Here is a 20,237-nt window from a genome sequence, read left to right on the forward strand (position 1 = left end):
GCAAAAAAGTGCTTCTAGACTAAGCATGAGGGCAAACCAGGCATGAGATTTTGCATTTTCAGCCTATCGGGTTTGCCCCTTTCTTGTCCCAGTTCTTATCCCGAACTCAGGTTCCAATAGGAGCGAATCGGAAAGGTCTAAACACCCTTCCTCCGCAAGGAGAAGAGTAAGGATAAGCGTAAATGAGTTTACATTGCGTAAATTATGAAGGCAGTAAGCGGTTCAGTGTGATGAAGTCAAAGTGCTTAGTACTAGTGTTTGTCCTAAGCGTCTGTGGCTTACTGCTACTGTATCGGCGAGAAATTCTGGTGGGCTGGCTGCTAGTAACAAAGCATTGCCCAAGTTGTGACCTCCGAGGGGCACGTCTAATTGGCGCAGATTTGCAGGAAGCGAACCTACAAGCGGCGAACCTGAGCGCGGCAAATTTGAGTGAGGCAAACCTTCAGGGGAGCAATCTGACAGCAGCAACGCTGGAGCAGACAGATTTGAGTTTGAGCAACTTGACCCATGCCAACTTGGTTAGTGCCAATTTAAACAGGGCAAATCTAAGTGGCGGGAGCCTCATCAAGACTGACTTACAGAATGCAACGCTGAAGCAGTCAAACCTTCTGTTCGCCGACCTTGAAGGAGCAAACCTGAGCGATGTCGATTTAAGGCAAGTGGAACTCTATGGAGCCAACCTTCTGAACACTACGCTGACTAGCACACTGCTGCCAGAACGACTGTTGCAAGAGGGGCGACAACTCAAAAAGAAGGAACCGATTCTAGACTTCAACACCCAGTAGTACTAAGGCAGTAAAAGGTCACGTTTCAATATGTGGCTTTAAACGTGTGGTTCAAATGTGAATCTGACTCAGGATAATCCGCAGTCGATCGTAGTCATCTTTCAACAGCAAACTGAGTGATCGCCCCGCTTGCACCAGCCAGGCGCGGTCTGCCTGCCGCAGTTGGTAGATTTCGCGGATTGTTGCAGCCGCCAACGCATCCACAGGTGCACTGGGCATTTGCAAGAGCGTACGCAAAAAATCTAACGTTTCGCTAAAGTGCAAAATCTCGGCTACTTCGCAAACGTGAACTGCTTGATGAATTTGGGGTGGGCGCGGCGGCAAGTGCTGATACACGCGGGCAGCCTCAGCAGCACCGCCATTTCGGGCTGCGACAGGTGCCTGAAACCCAACGATCGCCGCCCGAAACTCTGTCTTCAGCATGGCGAAGATTTGAGGCTGCTGTTCGCGCAGATCTTGGAGCGATAGCCCTAAGGCTCGCGCCCGATGAACGGAATCGATTGGGCTGGTAGTGGCGTGATAAACCACGGCATAGATCTGGTTACCCGATTCTTCGTCGATCGATTTCACCCAACTGCCAAAGGGTGGCATCACCGGAAAACTTAAGTTCTCTGGCTCCAAACATTGCGCCAGAAACTCGGTCGTCGCCGTTTCAATGACTTCCGCAATATGGCTCGACGGACGATTCTGGGCAGCAAATTGAGGCAGGGGAAGACGCATAGCAGAGTTATGAGTTTTAAGTGCTGAGTTTTGAGTTGTCTTTAATTCATAACTCATAACTCAAAACTTTTATTCCTTCACTTTCCTTTCTTCTTGCCAGCGGTAACATCCACTTCTTCCAACTCTTTAAGGCGAAAAGTGACCAGCTTATCCCAGTTGCCGCCCTCAAACAGTACGGCTGCTTTACCGTCGCTAACACGCTGAACCAAGCCTTGAAAGGCATAGTAAGTGTCTTCGGGATTGATGACCTTAACGGCTGAACCGGGCAAAATCATAGCTTCTGGTGTTGTAGTGGGGTGACAGATGAAAGTATAGGGGCGGAAAGCTAAAGGCTAAAATCCTTTACTTATCCTTCATACTTTAGCCTTTATACTTTCCACTTTATTCGTTTTATCTCAATCTCTAAAGTTAAGACGTTGACGGAAGTTTGCAACGGACTGCACTAGCCCGATCGCGATGAAGTTTGTTAGTAAGGCAGACCGCCCATAGCTAAGCCACGGTAGGGGAATGCCTGTAACAGGCGCCAGCCCAATCGTCATGCTTACGTTGACAACGACTTGAAAGACAAGCATTGACAAAACGCCGATCGCCAGCAGAGAGCCAAAGTCATCGCGCGCATTTTGGGCAATGATGATAATTCTCAGGCAGATAACCCAGAACGCCAGCAAGACCAGGAAACAGCCAACAAAGCCCAGTTCCTCGCCGATCGCCGAAAAGATAAAATCTGTATGCTGCTCTGGGATAAAGTTCAGTTGCGTTTGCGTTCCTTTTGTCAGCCCTCGTCCCCATAGTTCGCCAGCACCGATCGCAATGCGCGACTGGATCAAGTGATAGCCGCCACCCAAAGGATCTTTATCAGGATCGAGAAACAGTATAATCCGGTCTTTCTGATAATCCTTCAGAATGCCCCAGGCAATATGACCCAGTTCACCAGCAACCAGGTTTACGACCAGCGCCCCAGCCGCCCCAAACCGATGCCACGGTAACGTGTACCATGCAACGACAGCCATTAACACAACCCAGATTGCCACTAACCCAACAAACCAAGGCGAAAGCGTGATCAGGTTAAATAAGATAGCGGAAACGAGCGGCGATATCAGCAAAAGCAACCAACCTGGATTTGCATTGCCCCAGTAAAGTACGCCTAACGTAATGGCACCAAAAACCAGCGAAGTACCTAGATCGGGCTGGACAAACACCAGTGCCCACGGTACGGCAGTAATGGCTAATGTCCGCACTAGCACAGGCAGTGTCGAGGCAGCCCGATCGCTCAAAATAGCTGCCAGCGTTACAATAATCCCTAGTTTAGCGAATTCTGACGGCTGAACATTAAAGCCCCCGATCGTGATCCAGCGTTGCGCCCCCAACGCGGACGTACCGAGAAAAATAACGATTAGCAGAGAAAGATTGGTCACCCCATAAATAATCCAGCGGGATGCCATCAAGGTGTCGTAGCGCACTCGCGCAATCACCAGCGCGATCACAAAGCCGATCGCGCCAATAATCCAATGCTGATACCAATCCGTCCAGCCCTGGTTTAACTCGGTGCTGCGAATCATCACACCCCCAAATGCTGTCAAGCCCCCAGGCAGCGCGAAAAGCAGCCAATCGGTATGCTGCCAGGGCTGCACCAGAGACTTCCAACGAATGCGACTGAAGGACTTTTGCAACATAGTTGAGGGAGTGTGACGAGTAAGGAGTCCTTGAGTTAATTCTGACTCCTGTTTTTTGCTTTTCTACGCTAACGCTGCTACCGAAACTCTCCCGGCAAGTCGCTGTGCGATCGTCGTTAGAGCCTTTGCCGAAGCCGACTCGGGTGCTGCCAGAACAATTGGGATACCACGATCGCCCCCTTCTCGGAGCGAAATTTCTAACGGGATGCAGCCAAGTAGCGGCACCTGTAGCTCTGCTGCTGTTTTTTCGCCGCCAGCCGAGCCAAAAATGTCGTACTGTTTCTCTGGCATATCAGGCGGAATGAAGTAGCTCATATTTTCGACAATACCCAGCACTGGCACACCAAGCTGCTGAAACATCTTCAAGCCACGACGGGAATCTAGCAGCGCAACGCTCTGGGGCGTTGTGACAATAACCGCTCCTGCCATCGGTACTGCCTGCGCTAGTGTCAACTGGGCATCGCCTGTACCCGGTGGCATATCCACAATCAGATAATCCAGATCGCCCCACTGCACTTGGTAAAGAAACTGACGAATCACCCCATTTAACATGGGTCCACGCCAGATCACAGGCTGATCTTTGTCAATTAAAAAGCCCATCGACACCAGTTTAACGCCGTGGTTAAAAGCAGGCTCTAGCACCTCTTGCGCCCCTGACTGTCGCACCGTGATTTTGGCACCTTCCAAGCCCAGCATCATCGGTGCATTCGGACCGTAGATGTCTGCATCGATCAAACCGACCTTAGCGCCAGTTTGCGCCAGCGCTACCGCAACGTTAACAGCAACGGTGCTTTTGCCCACGCCACCTTTGCCGCTTGAAATCGCCAGGATGTTCTTGACACCATCAATGCCAGCACGATCGGGCAATGCTTTTTGCGAGGGGGTTTCAGCCGTCACGTCTACGCTGACAGTTTTGACTTCTGGCAGTGTTTTGACTGCACGTTCGCACTCATCAACAATAAATTGGCGTAGTGGGCAGGCAGGTGTGGTGAGTACCAGCGTAAAACGTACGTTACCATCAGCGATCGCCACGTTGCGGATCATATTTAAGTCCACCAAACTCTTGTTGAGTTCAGGGTCTTGCACCGGTTTGAGTACTTCTAAAACAGAACTAGTATCGAGGCGATTGGGCATGGTTGACCCTGGCTCCAGTGCGAAAAAGCGGGCGGCTATCTGTCATAAGTTTACCGTTAAGCGATCGCACACTGGCTGAAGTACGATAGATGACCTAGAAATGAAGACCTAGAAATCGAGACAACTTTGATTCGATCGTTTCAGCTTTCCAGACACCGCTTGCAATGCTTTTTGTTCCGCCGCTTGTACCAAGTCAGACGCAACTCGCGCGGCATAAGGGCGCATGAGTGACCAGAGCAACGGTGATAGCCAACCTCGAAGCGTGACCGAATAAGAGACGCGAGTGCCGCAAACAGTAGACTTGACCTGATAGGTAACCTGTTCTTCCAACCCTGGCATCACAAGAATACGCACGCTGAACAGTTCTCCCGGTCGTACGCGCTCCACAAAGATTTGGATGGGGATCGGACTCAACCGTGTCACTGCCTGATAAATCAAGCCTGGTTTCGCTACTAGCCCATTGGGAACGTTCGTGCTGGCGATAATAGGATGCCAGGACACATCAGTCAGATCAACAATTTTCTGCCACAGATCATCAACCGATGCTGAACTCAAAGCTTGATAGGTTCTTGCTAAAGAACACTGAAAGCGGCGTTTCTTATAACGAATAAACTTAGGCGCAAAGCCAAACATGGCGCGATCGCTCCTACCGCAAGGCTGATACAAACTACCGATACACCACTTGTCAAGTCGCTCACATCCGTCTACGGATTATCTCAAGTCTACTGCCCTGAGGCAAACTCAGATATCCCCATGCTAGAACAGCAACTTACCCTCTGCCAAAGTACCTGAACAGTTAAAAATGCTACACATCGGCTCGAATAGTAAACGAGTAATCGGCACCGGGTTCTAACTGATAATCGCGTTGCTCTAGAAAGCGTCCCAAGGGTTCTTTAATTAGCGCCCGACCTAGCGATGGCTCTACAGACAGTTCACCACGTTGAAAGCACCATTGAAACTGCCACTCAAATTGGTTTGCAATCACCTCGCCCTCCAGTACACCCTGCTGCCAGGACTGACGGAGAACGCGAACATAAGCAGTAGTTTCAGGTAAGCGACGAGAACCCACGATCGTATGTGTTGATTAAGAAGTACATTTTTGCAGAGTGCGATCGAGCTTGATGGCACAATCTCATTTCGTTCCCAACAACGCAATCAACTGCGAAACGCTTTCAGCTTGGGCTTTTGCGGTCTCAGCTTGGGCTTTTGCGGTCTCAGCTTGCTTTCGAGTGGTCTCTTTAATGTCATCAAGATCTAGGCGAAAAGCAGTCATAGATTCCGTGAGTTTACCAATCTGGTCTGCAATGGCTTCAATTTTCGCGTCAAAGGTATCAAGTTTTGTGTCAAAGGTGCCGAGCTTTTGCGCTTGCTGCTTGTTTAACTGAGCTAGTTCAGCAGTTGCCTGCACAAGTGTGGTTAGGAGTTGCTGGTTGTCTGAGGATGACTGTCCGGTCATAGACATACTTCTTTAGACGATTGCATGGAATCTTAGCTTATTTTGCTCAAGCGGCGAGGACACTGCCTTGCTTCAAGCTCGTCGGAGCTCACTGGTTCAAGCTTTCAGGTTGTAATACTAAGCTACTCATGAAGTAGTCTGTGTGATCGTCCGATTATTGTAAAGGCTCATTGCTTTGTCCACCCCTTGCTTGAGGCTGAGTTCGACAGCGCCCACAACAAGGTGTAAAACTTCTGTCATTACCTCAGCTTCTCGCGCTGAAAACCGACCTAATACGTGAGAAACTGCGTCACCTGCCACATCACCATTCTTAGCGCTACCAATGCCAATGCGTAAACGTGGAAAGGTTTGTGTGCCGAGGTGGGCGATCGCCGATTTCATCCCATTTTGTCCGCCTGCCGAACCAGAAAGGCGTAGTCGTAGCTTCCCAACAGGTAGATCCATGTCGTCATAGATCACCAGCACAGATTCAGGCGGCAGTTTGTACCAGTCAGTGACAGCGCGAATCGCCTGCCCAGAGTTATTCATGTAAGTAGTGGGCTTCAGTAAGCGGATCTTGACTCGTCCCGCTGCCATACCCTCACCAAAGAACCCTTGAAACTTACGGTTTTCTGACAAACTAATCTGCCAGACCTTTGCCAATGTATCGATCACCTCAAAGCCAATGTTATGGCGGGTGCGATCGTACTTTGCACCCGGGTTGCCCAGCCCAACGATCAACTGAGGGATAACGGGTTGTGCAGTGGTTGCCTCTGTCATTGGTCTTATCCAGGCAGGTCAATCGAGCTAGACCTAACTAGCAACTTCGGTTGGAACAGCAGCTTCAGTAGGCTTAGGTTCAGGCGCAGTAGAGTCAGCTTCGGTAGGTTCAGCTACAGTTTCAGCAACCACAGTAGGTTCAGCTTCGGAGTCTGGTTGGAGATCTGGTTCAGCGATCGTGGAAGTGTCAGAAGCCGAAGTCGTGTCAGGTGCGGGAGATAAGGTTGGCTGAGAGGGCATTTCCAGCATCGCTTCCATAGGAGCTTTCACCGCTTGCTCGATTTGTTCGGCTTCGCGCTTAAACTCTGCCTCAAATTCTTTGGATGCCTCCTGGAAGCCACGAATTGCTTTACCAACGCTGCGACCGATCTCTGGCAGTTTCTTGGGCCCAAACACAAGCAGCGCCAAAACCATAATTACTGCCATTTCTGGCAACCCAATCCCGAAAATATTCACCGTATTGCCTCCTGCAAATGCTTGCTGGACTAAGAACGCAAACCCTAAAGCATGACTATGAATTTATAGGAGTCACGTTATAACGTATCACCTACGCAGTCTAGTCTATCGTCCTCAGTCCTTTGTGCTACTTAGTTGAACGCAACTCAGTCTTAAATCGCCATAAAAAATCCCGGTCAAGCCGGGAAGCCGAATCGTCATTCGCATTGGGAAGCCAAGCGCACTTAGCCGCCCAGACTTGTCCAATCGACATCTACATCATTTAGCAGAAGCGAAGAGTTGTAAATCTGCAAGATGATGAGCAGGAATACCAAAAAGAGGATCATAAAGACACCCATCAAGGTCGTAGTGCCCCAACCGGGAACAACCTTACCGTATTCAGAGTTCAGGGGTTTAAGAACGTCTCCCAACCGAGTCCGCTGTGCCATGAGTCACCTAATGTTTAGCTCGACAGAACATATATATTGTTTGTAACATTATATGGCAACGCACTCATAATATTTCTCGCATATGGAACCCGCAACAGCTCTTAATATTTCGATCTGCGCGACGTTGGTCGGCTTGACGGCATATGCCATCTACACGGCGTTTGGACCACCATCGAAGGCATTAGATGATCCGTTTGAGGATCACGAAGATTAGAGCTTGCAGCCATCAGCCGTCAGCGATCGACTTTCAGTCATCGACGCGATCGCTTTGGTCTTGTGCTGAAGGCTGCGCTGAAACCTGACCGCTAGTAGCTGACCGCTTTACTTTGACGCTGACAATTTTCCAGGGGTGAACTGTAGCGGTTTGCCCCTGAGTTGTTTGGGCAGTCGTTGGTCGCTCTAACAAATCTACAGGCTGCTCTAGCGCCAAATCCAAGTCGCTTTGGAAAGTAAGCTGTGCTGGTTCGCCGTGACACTCGTAGCAACGCAAGACCCACTCATCCAGCGAGTCTTCTGACTGCTTGAATGCCATCAACACGAGATTCTCGGCTCCCAGATCTAGAAGGGAAGCGGTCGGTGGCAAGGTTTTAGGGCGATCGTCTCCGCTAGCAGAAATGACCTGTGCAGTGAGCGGCATATTTAACTCATAGCCATGCTTGACGGTTTGAGCGGCTTTCCAGTCGCCTGCATGAGGATAGAGGGCATAGGTGAACGAGTGCCGTCCTTTGTCTGCCTCTGGATCGGGCCATTCGGAGCCACGCAGTAAGGTGAGTCGTAGTTGATCAGGTTTCGCGTCATAGCCATGCTTACAGTCGTTGAGTAAGCTCACACCATAATTACCGTCGCTTAGATCTGCCCAATGCATCGCAGGGACTTCCCACTGCGCTTTTTCGCGCTCGCTCTCCGGCTTCGTCGTCCGCTCAATCGCCCCACAAGGAATTTCATACGTCGCGTAATCTGTTTCTAGATTCAATGGAAAAGCAGCTTTCACGACAACATGGCGCTCTTGCCAATCAACAAACGTGCGGATTTCCAAATTGGGTGAATCTTGCTGCAAAACATAAAATTGCTTAAAGATGGATGCCCCAATTTTGCGTTCAATATAAATGTATTCTTCAAGGGCATTTTGAACGTAGTCATTTTTTCTCTGAAAAGGTTTCTGTGATGATTCAATTGTTAGCAGAGTTGCAGATGGTAAAGGATGTTGAGCATACTTAGGGTCAATGTTCCAGGCATCCCAATATTGTCCTTTATCCTCGAATGCTTGCAGTTCATTACCTAGGCCGTTAAGTACTTCGCGTTGATGGATTTTATCAAAGATGCTGGCTAAATCTCCCGTCTTTGAATCAACGATGACTCTCAAAAACTCATTTTCTAGGACGAATGAATGCGATTCGATCGTTTCTGTAGTTGATTCGTAAGGGCAGAGCCAGTAAGTACGGTAGCCAACTGCTGGAATCTGCTCTGCAAAAAAGGAAATGCCGCAAAGCCCTCTATCTAGAGAGTAAAAACGCTGGGCTGTAATGATTTGTCCCTCTAAATCAAAAATTCGCCAGTTATCTGGATCACCAGATGATAAACAGATATCAACTCCAATAACATGCGATCGCTCCCAGTTCAGCGGATTAAAGACCACGATCGCTTTCGCATCTGGATGCGGTGGCGGTGGAAGGGCAATTTGTTGGGCGATCGTAGCGAGCGAGTACTGCTTAATTTCCTGACCAAGCTTTGTCGCTTCTTCCCAAGCCCGATTCGCGTCGTCGAATACTTCTGTAATGGATGAGCCAGGGAGAATATCGTGAAACTGATTAAACAGCACTTTTTTCCAGGCAGTTTCTAAATCCCTTTTGGGATAGTTCACGCTTGCGCTGATGGTTGCCAGCGATGCCCACAGTTCAGCTTGATACAGCAACTCTTCAGAATGACGGTTGAAGTGCTTCTGATCGGCGTGGGTAGTGTGGCAGCCACGATGGAATTCGAGGTAGAGGTCGGAGTCCCAGAGAGGAAGATGAGAGGGGTGAGGGGCAAGGGGAGGAGAAAAAGAGGAAAGTTTTGAGTTCTGAGTTTCGTTAGGAGCAGTTAAAGACTCGTTGACGATTGTTGAAGGCTCATTCACGACTAGCTGTGCTTGGGTGATCGAGCGTTGATCCTCAGCCGTTGAGCCTCTAGCTGCATCTGGCTTGTAGTGCGCTTCGAGGTCTTGCAGATAGTCGAGGGCAGTGGAGAATTCTAGTTGGGGGAAGAAGGGCGATCGCTGCCAGCGGCGGGCGATTTCGAGCATATCGCGGGTGGGACCACCACCATGATCGCCGACTCCGGGGAGCCAGAGGACATCGGGAATGCCTGTTTTGGTTTCCCAGTCGCAGGCGTAGGTTGCCATTTTGATGGGGTCGATGCCTTCGCCGATCGGCGCGGACATGAGGCTGAAGATCTCGGTGCCATCGGGAGCTTGCCACTGGAAAACTTCGTAGGGGAATTTCGTGGTGTCGTTCCAGCGCAGTTTTTGAGTAACGAAGTAATCGATGCCACCTTGCTTGAGGATCTGCGGTAGCTGCCAGGTGAAGCCAAAGCTATCGGGTAGCCATGCCATGCGGTTGATGCTGCCAAATTTCTCCTGAAAGTAGCGTTGACCGTACAACACGTGCCGCACCATTGACTCACCACTGATGATGTTGAGTTCTGGTTCGATCCACAGCCCACCGACGGGTTCCCACCATCCGTCCGCGATCGCCTCTCGGATCTTCTCGAACAACGCAGGACGGTTCTGCTCAATCCATTCATACAGTGCGGGAGTCGAGTGGCAGAAGATGAGTTCGGGGAAGTCTTTTTGCAGGTTCAAGGCTGACTCGAAGGTGCGTTCAGCAGCGTTCCAGGTTTCAGCAACTGTCCAGAGCCATGCCATATCGAGATGAGCGTGTCCCACCAAGCGGATGCGACGCTGTTTAATGAAGGGGGAAAGGGGGAGGAGGCGATCGCGTAAGGTTGCCAGAGCTTGATCGAAGAGTTTGCGGAGGGAGGATGCAGGGGGAGAGGAAAGGATTGACCAGTCGATCGCGGTGATGGCTTCGGTGAGGAGGGGGAGTTCTTCGGGCGCGAAGGTTTGGAGATAGAGGCGGAGTACGTCTAGTTCGTCGGCGATGAAGCTGGGTTCGGGAGCGTCGCTGGAGGATTCGTAGTGACAGACCGATCGCACGAGTGCGCCATCGTCATGACCGGGACTGATCAGGCGAATGGCGATCGCAAATGTATCTCCGGGTGCAACGGTGTTACTGAGGAGCAACCGAGTACTGACATCAAACAGATCGCCTTCCTGCACGAACGTGCCATTGACAAAAAGTTGAGCATTGGTTGCCCACCAGGTAGCAGCGACGCGCAGAGTTAAACCTGTCAGTGGATAACCCTGCAAGTCTTGGGGCACCGTGATGACTTGCCCAAACCAGCGCACCCGGTTGCCCTTTGTCCAGGCAAGGTGGTCTTTTTCATTAAGGGGCGCGATCGACCAACTTTGCCAGGTTTCGGGCTGAGTTGCCTGAGCGATCGACAGATCCTCATCGCAGTAGCGCCAACCTGCTTGAATAGTGCATTGGGTCAGACCACGCAAGCGCGTAATCGCCTCTGAAAGATGCTCGGCTGGGTCTGAAACGGGACTACTCACCACTGTCATCCTTCCACTGACTGCACGCCTATAATAGAGCGCTGGGCTACATAATTTCTCGGTTAGGGGAGTACAGCAAGCTCATCTGCTAGCTTCATAATTAGTTAACCCTAGGATTTCTATAGGGCAGCACTTTACGAAAGTTGATTAAGACAGCTAGAGTTTTGTGACTGACTTGGTAAAGCCTTATGCAAGTAGAGGATGAACGAAGAATTGTTCTAAGTGCTTTTCTAGTCGTCGTATTTAATCTAGTTATTGCCTGCTTAGGAATTGCTTATTTTTCGTCATATTACGCTCCTGGAAACCCTATACGTCCCAGCCGCACTAATGTAAATCTAATTGGTTTTGCAGCAATATTTATAGGGGCATTTCAAGTCCTGTATCTTACTCCATTACTGATTTATGCGGCTCGCTTACGGAGGTGGAACTTGGTTAGAGGTGCAGCTTTAGGAGGTATTATGACTGCGCTGCTAAATGTCGCCTTTCTGCTCACTCTTCCCAACAGGTAGTGTGAAGCAATTCTTTGCCACATAAAAGCAGACTATTGAAAATCGAGGACGATTATCTATGGCTACAGATAATTACTTCCCTTTTGTGGAAAGTACAGCCGTAGCTGATACCCAAACCATCCTGCAAGGTTTCAGCATCCTGGTTACAGAGTTGTTTGCTTAACCAATGCCGTTACTAATTCCTACTCCAACTTCAACCCTTTAGCCTTTAGCCTTCATCCTTTAACTTTCAACCCTTACCGCTTACTGCCATTTCCTTTCGTAACTCCAGGTAGCGATGCAAATACTCTGAGATAATGCCGTGCAGCATCAGGTTGCGGGCAGAACTAAACGAACTTTCGGGAGCGAGTGGATGGCGGTTTGTGATGACGTGGTTCCAGTTATAGTCACCTGTCAGCGCACTGACATAGCAACCAAAGTTTTCGTCAAATTCGAGGGACAGCACTGCCCGTTCAAATTCGTCACTCGTGAGGCAGAGCGAATAGAAGACCTTGAAAAGCTCGATCGACGACTCCAGATCCAGGATGCGTAACCAGCGACGCTTCGTGAAATCAATGTCTACTTGCACCGATTTGATGCTGTCAAAACTCAGCCCTCGTGCCTGCACCTGCTGTATCCAGTGAGGATTTTCGCGCTGTGCCTTGCTGTAGTCCAGCACGAAGTTATACAGAATGAGATCGTGTTCCAGAAACGCATTCTCTGCCAAATCGTTGATGGTGCTGGGGTAAAGTTTAGATTTTTCGATCGTCGGATCAGGACCGTTATCAATCAGGAAATTGACGATATTGGAGCCGAGGCAGATGTGCCGCACAATCAGGTAGCAGGCTTCGGGCGACGCAAAAGTGTTGAGAAACCAGGCAGCCGATCGATGCATCAGCGTGTAGTTGCTGAACTGGAAGGGCAACAGCCGCTTCACCGTCATAATGATTGCCAGCAGCACATTTGCAATGAAAGCGATCGGCAATAATAGATAGCTGCGCGTCCAGTTTCGCAAGTCGCGAATCATGTAGCCCTTCGCAACCAGGTCTACCGGAATCGCCTGATCGACATACAGTGCATCCCAGGCGTTAGGATTGCGGCGATCGTGCGGTTCGGGTAGATAAGGGTTCAGGTCAGATTGCAGTGGCAATGGCTCGATCGTCGCTTGAATTGGCGCTTGAGTGGAAGCAGAAACAACGTCCATATTTCTTGTGAATTAAATAGTGAAGTGAAGCATAAGGTTGCTCAGCCTGAAAAGACGGCACCCTGAGTGACACCGTGTTGGGTTTTGCGATCGTAGTCGAGGTCACGCTGGTTGTACTGGCTGATGATGCCTTGAGCTGCCTTATTTGCAGCAACCCCCAGCTCTGAGCATGAGCTTTTTGCCGGAAACCGTTTTAGCAGCTGTAGAATCTCTTGACTAGTGGCAATGCCATTGTCTTTATGCCCATCTTCGTGAAGGCGCAGTGCTTTAATGTACTGGTTCCAGCGATTGACCAAGCCTTTCGCAGCGTTAGCGGGTTGCTTCCACTGTGGCAGGGTAACCGAGACATCGGCTCTGACTCGAATCGCAGTTAATTGACAGCTATTTGCCTGACTTAAATATTGATAGTTCCAGCGCACATACCAATCGGTACGCGCATCAAAGCGCTGCCCTGATGTTTGGCTAATGGGGCCCAACTGGTTCATTTGTTGGCGCAGTTGTCCAGCCGTTGCGCCCTTAATTGGATAGTAAACAGTTTTGACTGCAACAACGGGTTGGGACTGAGCTTGAATCGGAGCGATCGAATGGATCAGAATCACCGCCAAACAACTCACGATAGCCACTAAAATTTGCTTCAAAAGGTTGGGGCTTCGGTTCATACTCAGTCCTCATGTTTACTAAGGCGTAGTTGCCATCACCGAATCTCCTCCAATTGCAGCAAGTAAAGTCGCGCTGTTACCTGAGCGGTTTTTACAATTCGCTGAGCAATCTCTGTAGTCATCCATTCGGCGTTAATCAACTCATTCAGCTTGCCCAAATGTGCTTCGTCATTCGCGCTGTGATAGCCCAAAAACGACACTTGTTCATCTTTTAGCCCCAGCGTTTGCTGAATTTTTGCTGCCCAATGTCCCGCCAGATTGTTGCCCAAGCCCTCAATAATAAACATGCTTCCCAGCAGATCAACGGGATTTTCGCGTGATGCCTGGTGGAAGATAAACGCTGACAGTGCCTCACTACCAATGTTCTTCTCCGCATTCACAATTTCCTCCAGCGCACCACCGATCGACACGTAGTTGCGTTCTAGCATCTGGTAATCGCGGTGTTCATCCTGGGCATGACCAATGAAGGTCGATCGTAGCCGAAAGTCCGTCATATTCGATGCAGCACGGGCAATCCACCGCGCCCCTTCCACCACCTGCGGACGCAAATTTCGCAGCATCGCCTTGTAGTCATCCACCGTAAATTCACCGCGATGCAGTTTGCGCACAATGGGAACGGAACGAATCTCACGCTCAAACTCTAACCAGACGAGGGCAAGTTGACGCAGCAGGTAGGCAGAAACGGGTTCTTCAGGAGTAGGGATTGGAGCGTGGGGAGTGGGGAGTGGAAGAGAGTTCTGAATAGCGTTTTGCGCTGCGTTGCCAGAAAGTTCTAAGTTTTGAGTTAGGTCATTGGAGAGGTGAGGCATAGGAGTTGGGGATTGGGATGAAGAGTTTTGATTCATGCTTGGTGCAGATGCGTTAAAGCGTTGCGAGTTGCGAATCAATTCTGCTCCCTCTGCCTCCCCTGCTTCCTTCGCTTCTGCCTCCTGGCTCCCCACCACGCTCAGCATCATATACGCCGTTGTAAACCGTCCGCTTTCTGGCACGAAGCAGAAGATCTTTTGCCCCGGTTGCAGATTGCCAGAGTGGAATAATTCCTCCAGCATTAAGTAGATGGACGCGCAACCTGTATTGCCGCGTGTGTAGAGATTGGTAAACCATTTGTCTTCAGGAATCATGCAGCCTGCTTTCTCCAGCAGTTCCACAATTTGTCCCCGAAAAAAGTGGGATGAATAATGACACAGTAACCAATCAATGTCATCAGGCTGCACGCGACCTAGTTCAATTAACTTGAGCCAACCTTCGACGCCAAGCTTGATCACATTATCTAAAAGTCGAATATTTTGACGAAGATTGATAGCCCCCGCTTCAGCAGCTTGCAAGTAGGAAGGATAGTCCATCCAACTTTTTTGTGCGCTGTCATCCTCTGTGCCAGCATACATACAAACAGGATAGGCATTGGCATGAGAAATCAACTCAATCCATTCAATTTTCAAACTAATGCCTGAAGGATTAGGATGATTTTGAACGAGAAAAGCGCCTGCACCGTCAGACAGCATCCAGCGGAGAAATTCGGTATCAAAACCGAGAGATTTTCCCGCTTTGACGCTTGCTTCAGCTTCAAAATGAGTGTGTTTGAACAACCGTGACGGTAGCTCTGAGGCAACAGCGATCGCGGCTCGTTTTTCGCCTAGCTTTACCTGTGATGCTGCATATTTTAATGCCGTCACACCCGCACAACAGACGCCCTGGCTGGAACTAATTTCGAGGGGTGATAGTTCCGTCAATTCGCCATGTACCATGCTGGCAAAGCCAGGAACAAGCAAATCTGACCAACTGGTGGCAGCAGAGAGAAGGTCGATCGCACCTGGCTCTAGATTAGCGTTTGCTAACGCATCACGAACGGCGCTCGCTGCCATTTGGCTATTGCTATATGTGGTTTGTTGCTGGCGATCAAGTGCGTAATAGCGCTGCTGAATGCCGTTACTTTTGAGAATACGATGTTTGACTTTTGAGGGGCGACCATTCACTTTTCCTAAATAGTCTTCCATCTCGTCATTGGCGATCGGATTTCCAGGCAAAAACTTGCCGATGCTGTTGATGTATACACCGTGCATATGTGACTCTTTATTGTGAAAAGGTGATTTTTGAGAGCAATAAAACCTAATTTCAAGATTCAGAAGCCGACCTTCCTAACCTGAAACACTCCTCCATGACATCATCGACAGTTCTAACCATTTCGGAACTTTTTAGCAGTCAATGCATCAAGCCACTTGTAGGAAAGATGCCCAAAATGTAGTTAAGAAAAACAAATTTATCTCTAGAGCCTTAAACGTATGCTCTACAGGTCAAAAAATGATTTAACTTAACCTGAAGTCGATAGGTTGACTCTAGTAATTTCGCGTAGAATTTACCTAAAATTTGTGACACTTCTGCTGACTGTCACCAGCTTAAGCATTGAGTCATATATTTAGAGCAAGACTAAAATCAACGCTTTAGTAAAAATCCCAATGGATGCGATCGGCTCTATCAATGTATCTACCCACCTACCGCAACAGTCCCTCACGCTACGGCAGGGGCTAGAACGTTACTACCAGGCAAACCCCGACTTTGTGCGCAATCAAGACCTTCAGGTTGGCATCATGCGGATTCCTTGGTGCGACATGCAGCGGCACGACATTATGCACGTAGTCACGGGCTACAGCACAGCGCTGGAACAAGAACTCCAACTAATTGGCTTTTTGCTGACTGCCCTTACCTGGAAACGCCCCTGGTACTATTACGCGCAAAGCTTCGTGGTGTTTTTAGAGCTGTTGTGGCAGTCCATCCAGGGCAAAGCGTGGGGCGGCATCTACCATAACCCTGTGCAGGTCTGCCAACTGTACCTGAAGGGAGTCAAGCAAGGGCTAGCGTTGCCCCAAAAAATTAATGCCGCGATCGATCCTGAGACCGTACTCGATCGCGATCTGGAATCACTACGATCGGAGTATGGCATTCAGAACGCTGGTGCCTGGGATTGCTGAGGAAGGCACCAGGCAGAGGGCAGGAGGCAAACGCAACTCTTGCCTCATCGACTGCCGCTCCCCTCATCATCCTCTTGCCCCCTCACTCCCCACTCCCTACTCCCTCACTCCCCACTCTCCTTAGAGATTAAAAAAACGGAGTATATTGGCGGGTATGTAGGTTCAGGTGGAGCAACGCCAAATGTGCGGAATTGTTGGCTATATTGGCACTCAGGCAGCAAGCAGCATTCTGCTCGAAGGGCTGCGTAAGCTGGAATATCGCGGTTACGATTCTGCTGGGATTGCCACTGTGCTGGAGGGCGAGATTCATTGCGTCCGCGCCAAGGGCAAATTGCACAACCTGGAATCAAAGCTTGCTGGTGAGGATAATCCCGCACGAGTGGGCATTGCACATACCCGCTGGGCAACCCACGGCAAGCCTGAAGAATATAATGCCCATCCTCACACCGATACTGCAAAGCGCATCGCGGTGATTCAAAACGGCATTATCGAGAACTATCGTGAACTCCGAGAAGAACTGAAAGAGCGAGGCTGTCAGTTTCGTTCGGATACGGATACAGAAGTGATTCCGCATTTAATTGCTGAAGTGTTACAGCAAGCGGAAAGTATGGAAGCCAGCCCGTTGGTTTCGATCGAACCGTCGCCCTTTTTAGAAGCGGTGCGGCAAGTAGTCAATCGGTTAGAAGGCGCGTTTGCGATCGCCGTTATTTCGGCTGATTATCCTGACGAATTGATCGTGGCGCGGCAGCAGGCTCCCGTCGTTATTGGCTTTGGGCAGGGCGAGTTTTATTGTGCCTCGGATACGCCTGCGATCGTCCCCTACACCCGCGCAGTGCTGACTCTAGATAACGGTGAGTTGGCACGGATGACTCCGTTAGGAGTAGAAGTTTACAGCTTCGAGGGACAGCGCCTCAAAAAAACACCTCGGACGCTGAATTGGAACCCTGTAATGGTGGAAAAGCAGGGCTTCAAACACTTTATGCTCAAGGAAATTTATGAGCAGCCAGGAGTCGTGCGATCGTGTCTGGAAAACTATATTGATAGTCACTGGACAGCCGCCGATCACCGTCATTCGCCAATTCGCCTGAATTTATCGGCTGATTTATATGCCGATTTGCAACAGATTCAAATTGTGGCGTGTGGCACTAGTTGGCACGCAGCGCTAGTGGGGAAGTACCTGCTGGAGCAGTTGGCAGAACTGCCGACATCGGTGCAATATGCGTCTGAGTTTCGCTATGCACCCTCGCCGCTGACCCCAAACACCCTCACTATTGGCGTGACGCAATCTGGCGAAACAGCAGACACGCTGGCAGCACTGGCAATGGAGAAGCAGCGTCGATCGGGTCATGCATCAGAGTTTCAAGCACGGTTGTTAGGCATTACTAACCGTCCAGAAAGTTCGTTAGGGGATTTGGTGCCTCACATTATTGATACTCACGCAGGTATTGAGATTGGCGTAGCGGCAACGAAAACGTTTGTCGCACAACTGATGGCGTTTTATTGTCTGGCGATCGACCTGGCACAGCAGCGTCAAGTCATTGCACCCGCGCAGCTAGAACAACTGCTGGCAGGCTTGCAGCAGCTACCCGCACAAATTGAAGCTGTGCTGGAAAGCCAGGAGCGCTACATTGAGCAACTGGCGCACGACTTTGCCGAAACGCAGGACTTTATCTTTTTAGGACGGGGCATTAACTTTCCGATCGCCCTTGAAGGTGCGCTCAAGCTGAAGGAGATCAGCTACATCCATGCCGAAGGTTATCCGGCTGGCGAAATGAAGCACGGACCAATCGCGCTGCTGGATGCAAAGGTGCCTGTGGTGGCGATCGCGATGCCGGGAACTGTCTTTGAAAAAGTGCTCTCTAATGCCCAGGAAGCAAAAGCCCGCGATGCACGTCTGATTGGTGTCACGCCAATGGATGAACACGAAGCTGCCGAAACCTTTGATACGGTGATTCCAGTGCCTCATGTGGATGAACTGCTGTCGCCGATCGTCACGGTGATTCCCCTGCAACTGCTGGCGTATCACATTGCTGCACGTAGAGGCTTGGACGTCGACCAGCCTCGTAATCTCGCAAAGTCGGTCACTGTAGAATAAATCATGAAATCCCTGGACGAGATCAAACAGCAACTGGAACGTTATCAATTGAACCTCCAGCGAACGTATCATGTGTCTCGTTTGGGGTTATTTGGTTCCTATGTGCGAGGTGAGCAGACTGAAGCGAGCGATATTGATGTGCTGGTTGAATTTGAACCCGGATTTCGTTTTGGCTTAGTCACGTTTTGCGAACTTGAAAATTATCTCAGCGATATTTTGGAACTGAAGGTGGATCTGGTGATGAAGGATGGGCTGAAACCTCGTATTGGGGAGCGAATTCTCCAGGAGGTCATTTATCTGTGACTCAGCGCAACACTCAAGACTACCTCCAGGACATCTTAAACACCATTGAAATTGCAGAACAATTCGTTGCAGGCATAACCTTTACTGAGTTTCAAACCGATCAGAAGACTATTTTTGCAGTGACACGTGCGATCGAAGTGATTGGCGAAGCTGCAAAATACATTCCTTTAGCGTTACGCAATCAGTATGCAGAGATTTCCTGGAAAAGCATTACAGGAATGCGAGATAAGCTGATCCATGCTTACTTTGGCGTGAATCTCGAAGTTCTATGGGATACAGTCTATCAAGATTTACAAGCACTGAAACCTGTGATTGAGCAAATGTTGAAGGATGAATTACATCAATCATAATTGGCTGTGAATGCTGCCTCGCTAGTGACGATCACTTCTCTTCTCTCACTAGCGAAGAGTATGAAACTGCTAGGGCAGTCATGCAGCAGCAGTTAAATTTGTAATGGTCGGTAAAGATGGCGATCGCGCCTGCACTTTGAAGCGCTCAGCAAGCTGCGATCGCCCTTGCTTGAAGCAAACACTAGACCGCTTGCACACCAGCACTGCTAGCCGACAGCTCTTCTGCTCCGGCTTTCAAACGGCTAGCGGTACTTCTGCGAATCCGCTCACTCTTACGGATACCACCTGCCATTTCATATTCAGGGCTGTTTTTGCCATATTTGAAGGCAACGCCAATCAACATCTGGTCGGCTAAATCACCCAGGTTTTTCTCCAGAGTTGCAATTTCTGTTTTAGAGGAATCAATGATGGCGAGAGCCGTGTTATAAGCGTCAATCTTGGTGCGGAGTTGTTCGATCTGAGTGGTGAGGTTAGCCATGCTGCGGGTATCACCAAAGTCTAGCGTTGGATCAACGGCTTTCAAGCCAGCAGAGCGGAGTTCCGCTTTTTCGAGCATCTGCGAAGTACGTTTTTTGCGAGACATAGAAGCAAACCCTGATGAGAGTGGATGAAACCAGCATGGCTGATGACCAAGAGCTTTCGGTTCAGCAAAGCTCACAGAAAAGGCGTATTTTCTCCATGAAGTTGTTTAAGCCAGTCAATGATTGTGCTGACGTAGTGTACGGATGAGCCTGTCCGGGTTGTTGCAATTTAGTGAAAGCCTTTGGGGAATGCCTTGGTGATGCGTTCAGGTATGGCGATCGCACGCGCAAACTTTACGGTAACTTCAGCGTTAGTAACGACAGCTTTAACGTTAGTGACGATAGCTTCATCATTCCTAACCATCGCTTGTGTAGAGGTAACGATAACTTGTGCAGAAGTAACGATAGCTTGTGCAGTGGTAACAATTACTTGTGTGGAGGTAACGACAGCTTATGCGATGGTAACGATTGCTTGATCGATCGTGACGATTACTTCTGCCTTGGTAACGGCAACGCAGTTCAGTCGTAGGGGTGGGTTTGGACAATACATAATCAGCTTCGCGTTAATTCTTAGGCAAAACTCGC

The 20,237-nt window shown here is 49.7% G+C and carries 21 protein-coding genes and 1 pseudogene; 6 read left to right on the plus strand and 16 right to left on the minus strand.

Annotated elements, in window-relative coordinates:
* The first annotated feature begins 182 nt into the window (after nt 1–182).
* Nucleotides 183–785, plus strand: a complete 603-nt coding sequence (locus H6F76_RS28240) for a pentapeptide repeat-containing protein (RefSeq protein ID WP_190513376.1) — start codon at nt 183–185, stop codon at nt 783–785.
* A 51-nt stretch (nt 786–836) separates the two neighbouring features.
* On the opposite strand, the gene H6F76_RS28245 is transcribed toward H6F76_RS28240, so the two are convergent.
* The 10 genes and pseudogenes from H6F76_RS28245 to psbH all read right to left on the minus strand — a co-directional run bounded on the left by H6F76_RS28245 (nt 837) and on the right by psbH (nt 7,411).
* Nucleotides 837–1,505, minus strand: a complete 669-nt coding sequence (locus H6F76_RS28245) for an HAS-barrel domain-containing protein (RefSeq protein ID WP_190513378.1) — start codon at nt 1,503–1,505, stop codon at nt 837–839.
* A 77-nt stretch (nt 1,506–1,582) separates the two neighbouring features.
* Nucleotides 1,583–1,780 carry an NAD(P)H dehydrogenase subunit NdhS gene (locus tag H6F76_RS28250; protein WP_190451652.1) on the minus strand — a complete coding sequence of 66 codons (198 nt, stop codon included), beginning with the start codon at nt 1,778–1,780 and terminating at the stop codon, nt 1,583–1,585.
* A gap of 120 nt (nt 1,781–1,900) precedes the next feature.
* The gene (gene rodA, locus H6F76_RS28255; protein ID WP_190513380.1) at nt 1,901–3,178 is read right to left on the minus strand and encodes a rod shape-determining protein RodA; all 1,278 of its coding nucleotides are present in this window, start codon (nt 3,176–3,178) and stop codon (nt 1,901–1,903) included.
* 63 nt (nt 3,179–3,241) lie between these two features.
* On the minus strand, nt 3,242–4,312 hold the full coding sequence (locus H6F76_RS28260) for an Mrp/NBP35 family ATP-binding protein (RefSeq protein WP_190513382.1): 1,071 nt from the start codon (nt 4,310–4,312) through the stop codon (nt 3,242–3,244).
* Nucleotides 4,313–4,420: 108 nt separating this feature from the next.
* Nucleotides 4,421–4,945, minus strand: a complete 525-nt coding sequence (locus H6F76_RS28265) for an SRPBCC family protein (RefSeq protein WP_190451643.1) — start codon at nt 4,943–4,945, stop codon at nt 4,421–4,423.
* Nucleotides 4,946–5,117: 172 nt separating this feature from the next.
* Nucleotides 5,118–5,381, minus strand: coding sequence for a DUF3146 family protein (locus H6F76_RS28270; protein ID WP_190513384.1), 264 nt, complete (start codon nt 5,379–5,381; stop codon nt 5,118–5,120).
* Between the two features lie 63 nt (nt 5,382–5,444).
* Entirely contained in the window at nt 5,445–5,768 is a 324-nt protein-coding gene (locus tag H6F76_RS28275; RefSeq protein ID WP_190513386.1) for a hypothetical protein, read from the minus strand.
* 126 nt (nt 5,769–5,894) lie between these two features.
* Nucleotides 5,895–6,527, minus strand: a complete 633-nt coding sequence (gene pth / locus H6F76_RS28280) for an aminoacyl-tRNA hydrolase (RefSeq protein ID WP_190513388.1) — start codon at nt 6,525–6,527, stop codon at nt 5,895–5,897.
* A gap of 240 nt (nt 6,528–6,767) precedes the next feature.
* Nucleotides 6,768–6,983: pseudogene (locus H6F76_RS31660) on the minus strand (TatA/E family twin arginine-targeting protein translocase); the annotation flags it as partial.
* 224 nt (nt 6,984–7,207) lie between these two features.
* Nucleotides 7,208–7,411 carry a photosystem II reaction center protein PsbH gene (gene psbH, locus H6F76_RS28290; RefSeq protein WP_190451631.1) on the minus strand — a complete coding sequence of 68 codons (204 nt, stop codon included), beginning with the start codon at nt 7,409–7,411 and terminating at the stop codon, nt 7,208–7,210.
* Between the two features lie 82 nt (nt 7,412–7,493).
* Here psbH and psbN point away from each other — a divergent pair, with 82 nt between their 5' ends.
* Nucleotides 7,494–7,625 carry a photosystem II reaction center protein PsbN gene (gene psbN, locus H6F76_RS28295; RefSeq protein ID WP_106254766.1) on the plus strand — a complete coding sequence of 44 codons (132 nt, stop codon included), beginning with the start codon at nt 7,494–7,496 and terminating at the stop codon, nt 7,623–7,625.
* 33 nt (nt 7,626–7,658) lie between these two features.
* Here the strand turns inward: psbN and H6F76_RS28300 are convergent, their stop codons facing one another.
* From H6F76_RS28300 to H6F76_RS28315, 4 genes are all read right to left on the minus strand, one after another.
* Complete coding sequence (locus H6F76_RS28300; RefSeq protein ID WP_190513390.1) at nt 7,659–11,075, minus strand: alpha-mannosidase; 3,417 nt, start codon at nt 11,073–11,075, stop codon at nt 7,659–7,661.
* Nucleotides 11,076–11,804: 729 nt separating this feature from the next.
* Nucleotides 11,805–12,758, minus strand: coding sequence for a hypothetical protein (locus H6F76_RS28305; protein WP_242036888.1), 954 nt, complete (start codon nt 12,756–12,758; stop codon nt 11,805–11,807).
* 41 nt (nt 12,759–12,799) lie between these two features.
* Complete coding sequence (locus tag H6F76_RS28310) at nt 12,800–13,417, minus strand: DUF922 domain-containing Zn-dependent protease (protein WP_190513392.1); 618 nt, start codon at nt 13,415–13,417, stop codon at nt 12,800–12,802.
* A gap of 35 nt (nt 13,418–13,452) precedes the next feature.
* A complete protein-coding gene (locus tag H6F76_RS28315) occupies nt 13,453–15,477 on the minus strand; it encodes a StlD/DarB family beta-ketosynthase (protein WP_190513394.1) in 2,025 nt (674 codons plus the stop codon).
* 393 nt (nt 15,478–15,870) lie between these two features.
* On the opposite strand from H6F76_RS28315, the gene H6F76_RS28320 reads away from it, so the two are divergent.
* The 4 genes from H6F76_RS28320 to H6F76_RS28335 all read left to right on the plus strand — a co-directional run bounded on the left by H6F76_RS28320 (nt 15,871) and on the right by H6F76_RS28335 (nt 19,131).
* Nucleotides 15,871–16,383 (plus strand): hypothetical protein, encoded by a 513-nt coding sequence (locus tag H6F76_RS28320; RefSeq protein WP_190513396.1) that lies wholly within the window; start codon nt 15,871–15,873, stop codon nt 16,381–16,383.
* 181 nt (nt 16,384–16,564) lie between these two features.
* Nucleotides 16,565–18,478, plus strand: coding sequence for a glutamine--fructose-6-phosphate transaminase (isomerizing) (gene glmS, locus H6F76_RS28325; protein WP_190513397.1), 1,914 nt, complete (start codon nt 16,565–16,567; stop codon nt 18,476–18,478).
* 3 nt (nt 18,479–18,481) lie between these two features.
* Nucleotides 18,482–18,781, plus strand: coding sequence for a nucleotidyltransferase family protein (locus tag H6F76_RS28330; RefSeq protein ID WP_190513399.1), 300 nt, complete (start codon nt 18,482–18,484; stop codon nt 18,779–18,781).
* Complete coding sequence (locus tag H6F76_RS28335) at nt 18,778–19,131, plus strand: HepT-like ribonuclease domain-containing protein (RefSeq protein ID WP_190513401.1); 354 nt, start codon at nt 18,778–18,780, stop codon at nt 19,129–19,131. Before H6F76_RS28330 ends, H6F76_RS28335 begins: the two co-directional genes overlap by 4 nt.
* Before the next feature lie 181 nt (nt 19,132–19,312).
* On the opposite strand, the gene H6F76_RS28340 is transcribed toward H6F76_RS28335, so the two are convergent.
* Both H6F76_RS28340 and H6F76_RS31230 read right to left on the minus strand, forming a co-directional pair.
* Nucleotides 19,313–19,714, minus strand: coding sequence for a hypothetical protein (locus H6F76_RS28340; RefSeq protein WP_190513403.1), 402 nt, complete (start codon nt 19,712–19,714; stop codon nt 19,313–19,315).
* Nucleotides 19,715–19,881: 167 nt separating this feature from the next.
* Entirely contained in the window at nt 19,882–20,016 is a 135-nt protein-coding gene (locus H6F76_RS31230) for a hypothetical protein (RefSeq protein ID WP_277881293.1), read from the minus strand.
* Nucleotides 20,017–20,237: the final 221 nt, after the last annotated feature.

Origin of the sequence: Leptolyngbya sp. FACHB-321 (genome assembly GCF_014695975.1) — a bacterium.
In the GTDB taxonomy this organism is placed as follows: Bacteria; Cyanobacteriota; Cyanobacteriia; order Leptolyngbyales; family Leptolyngbyaceae; genus Stenomitos.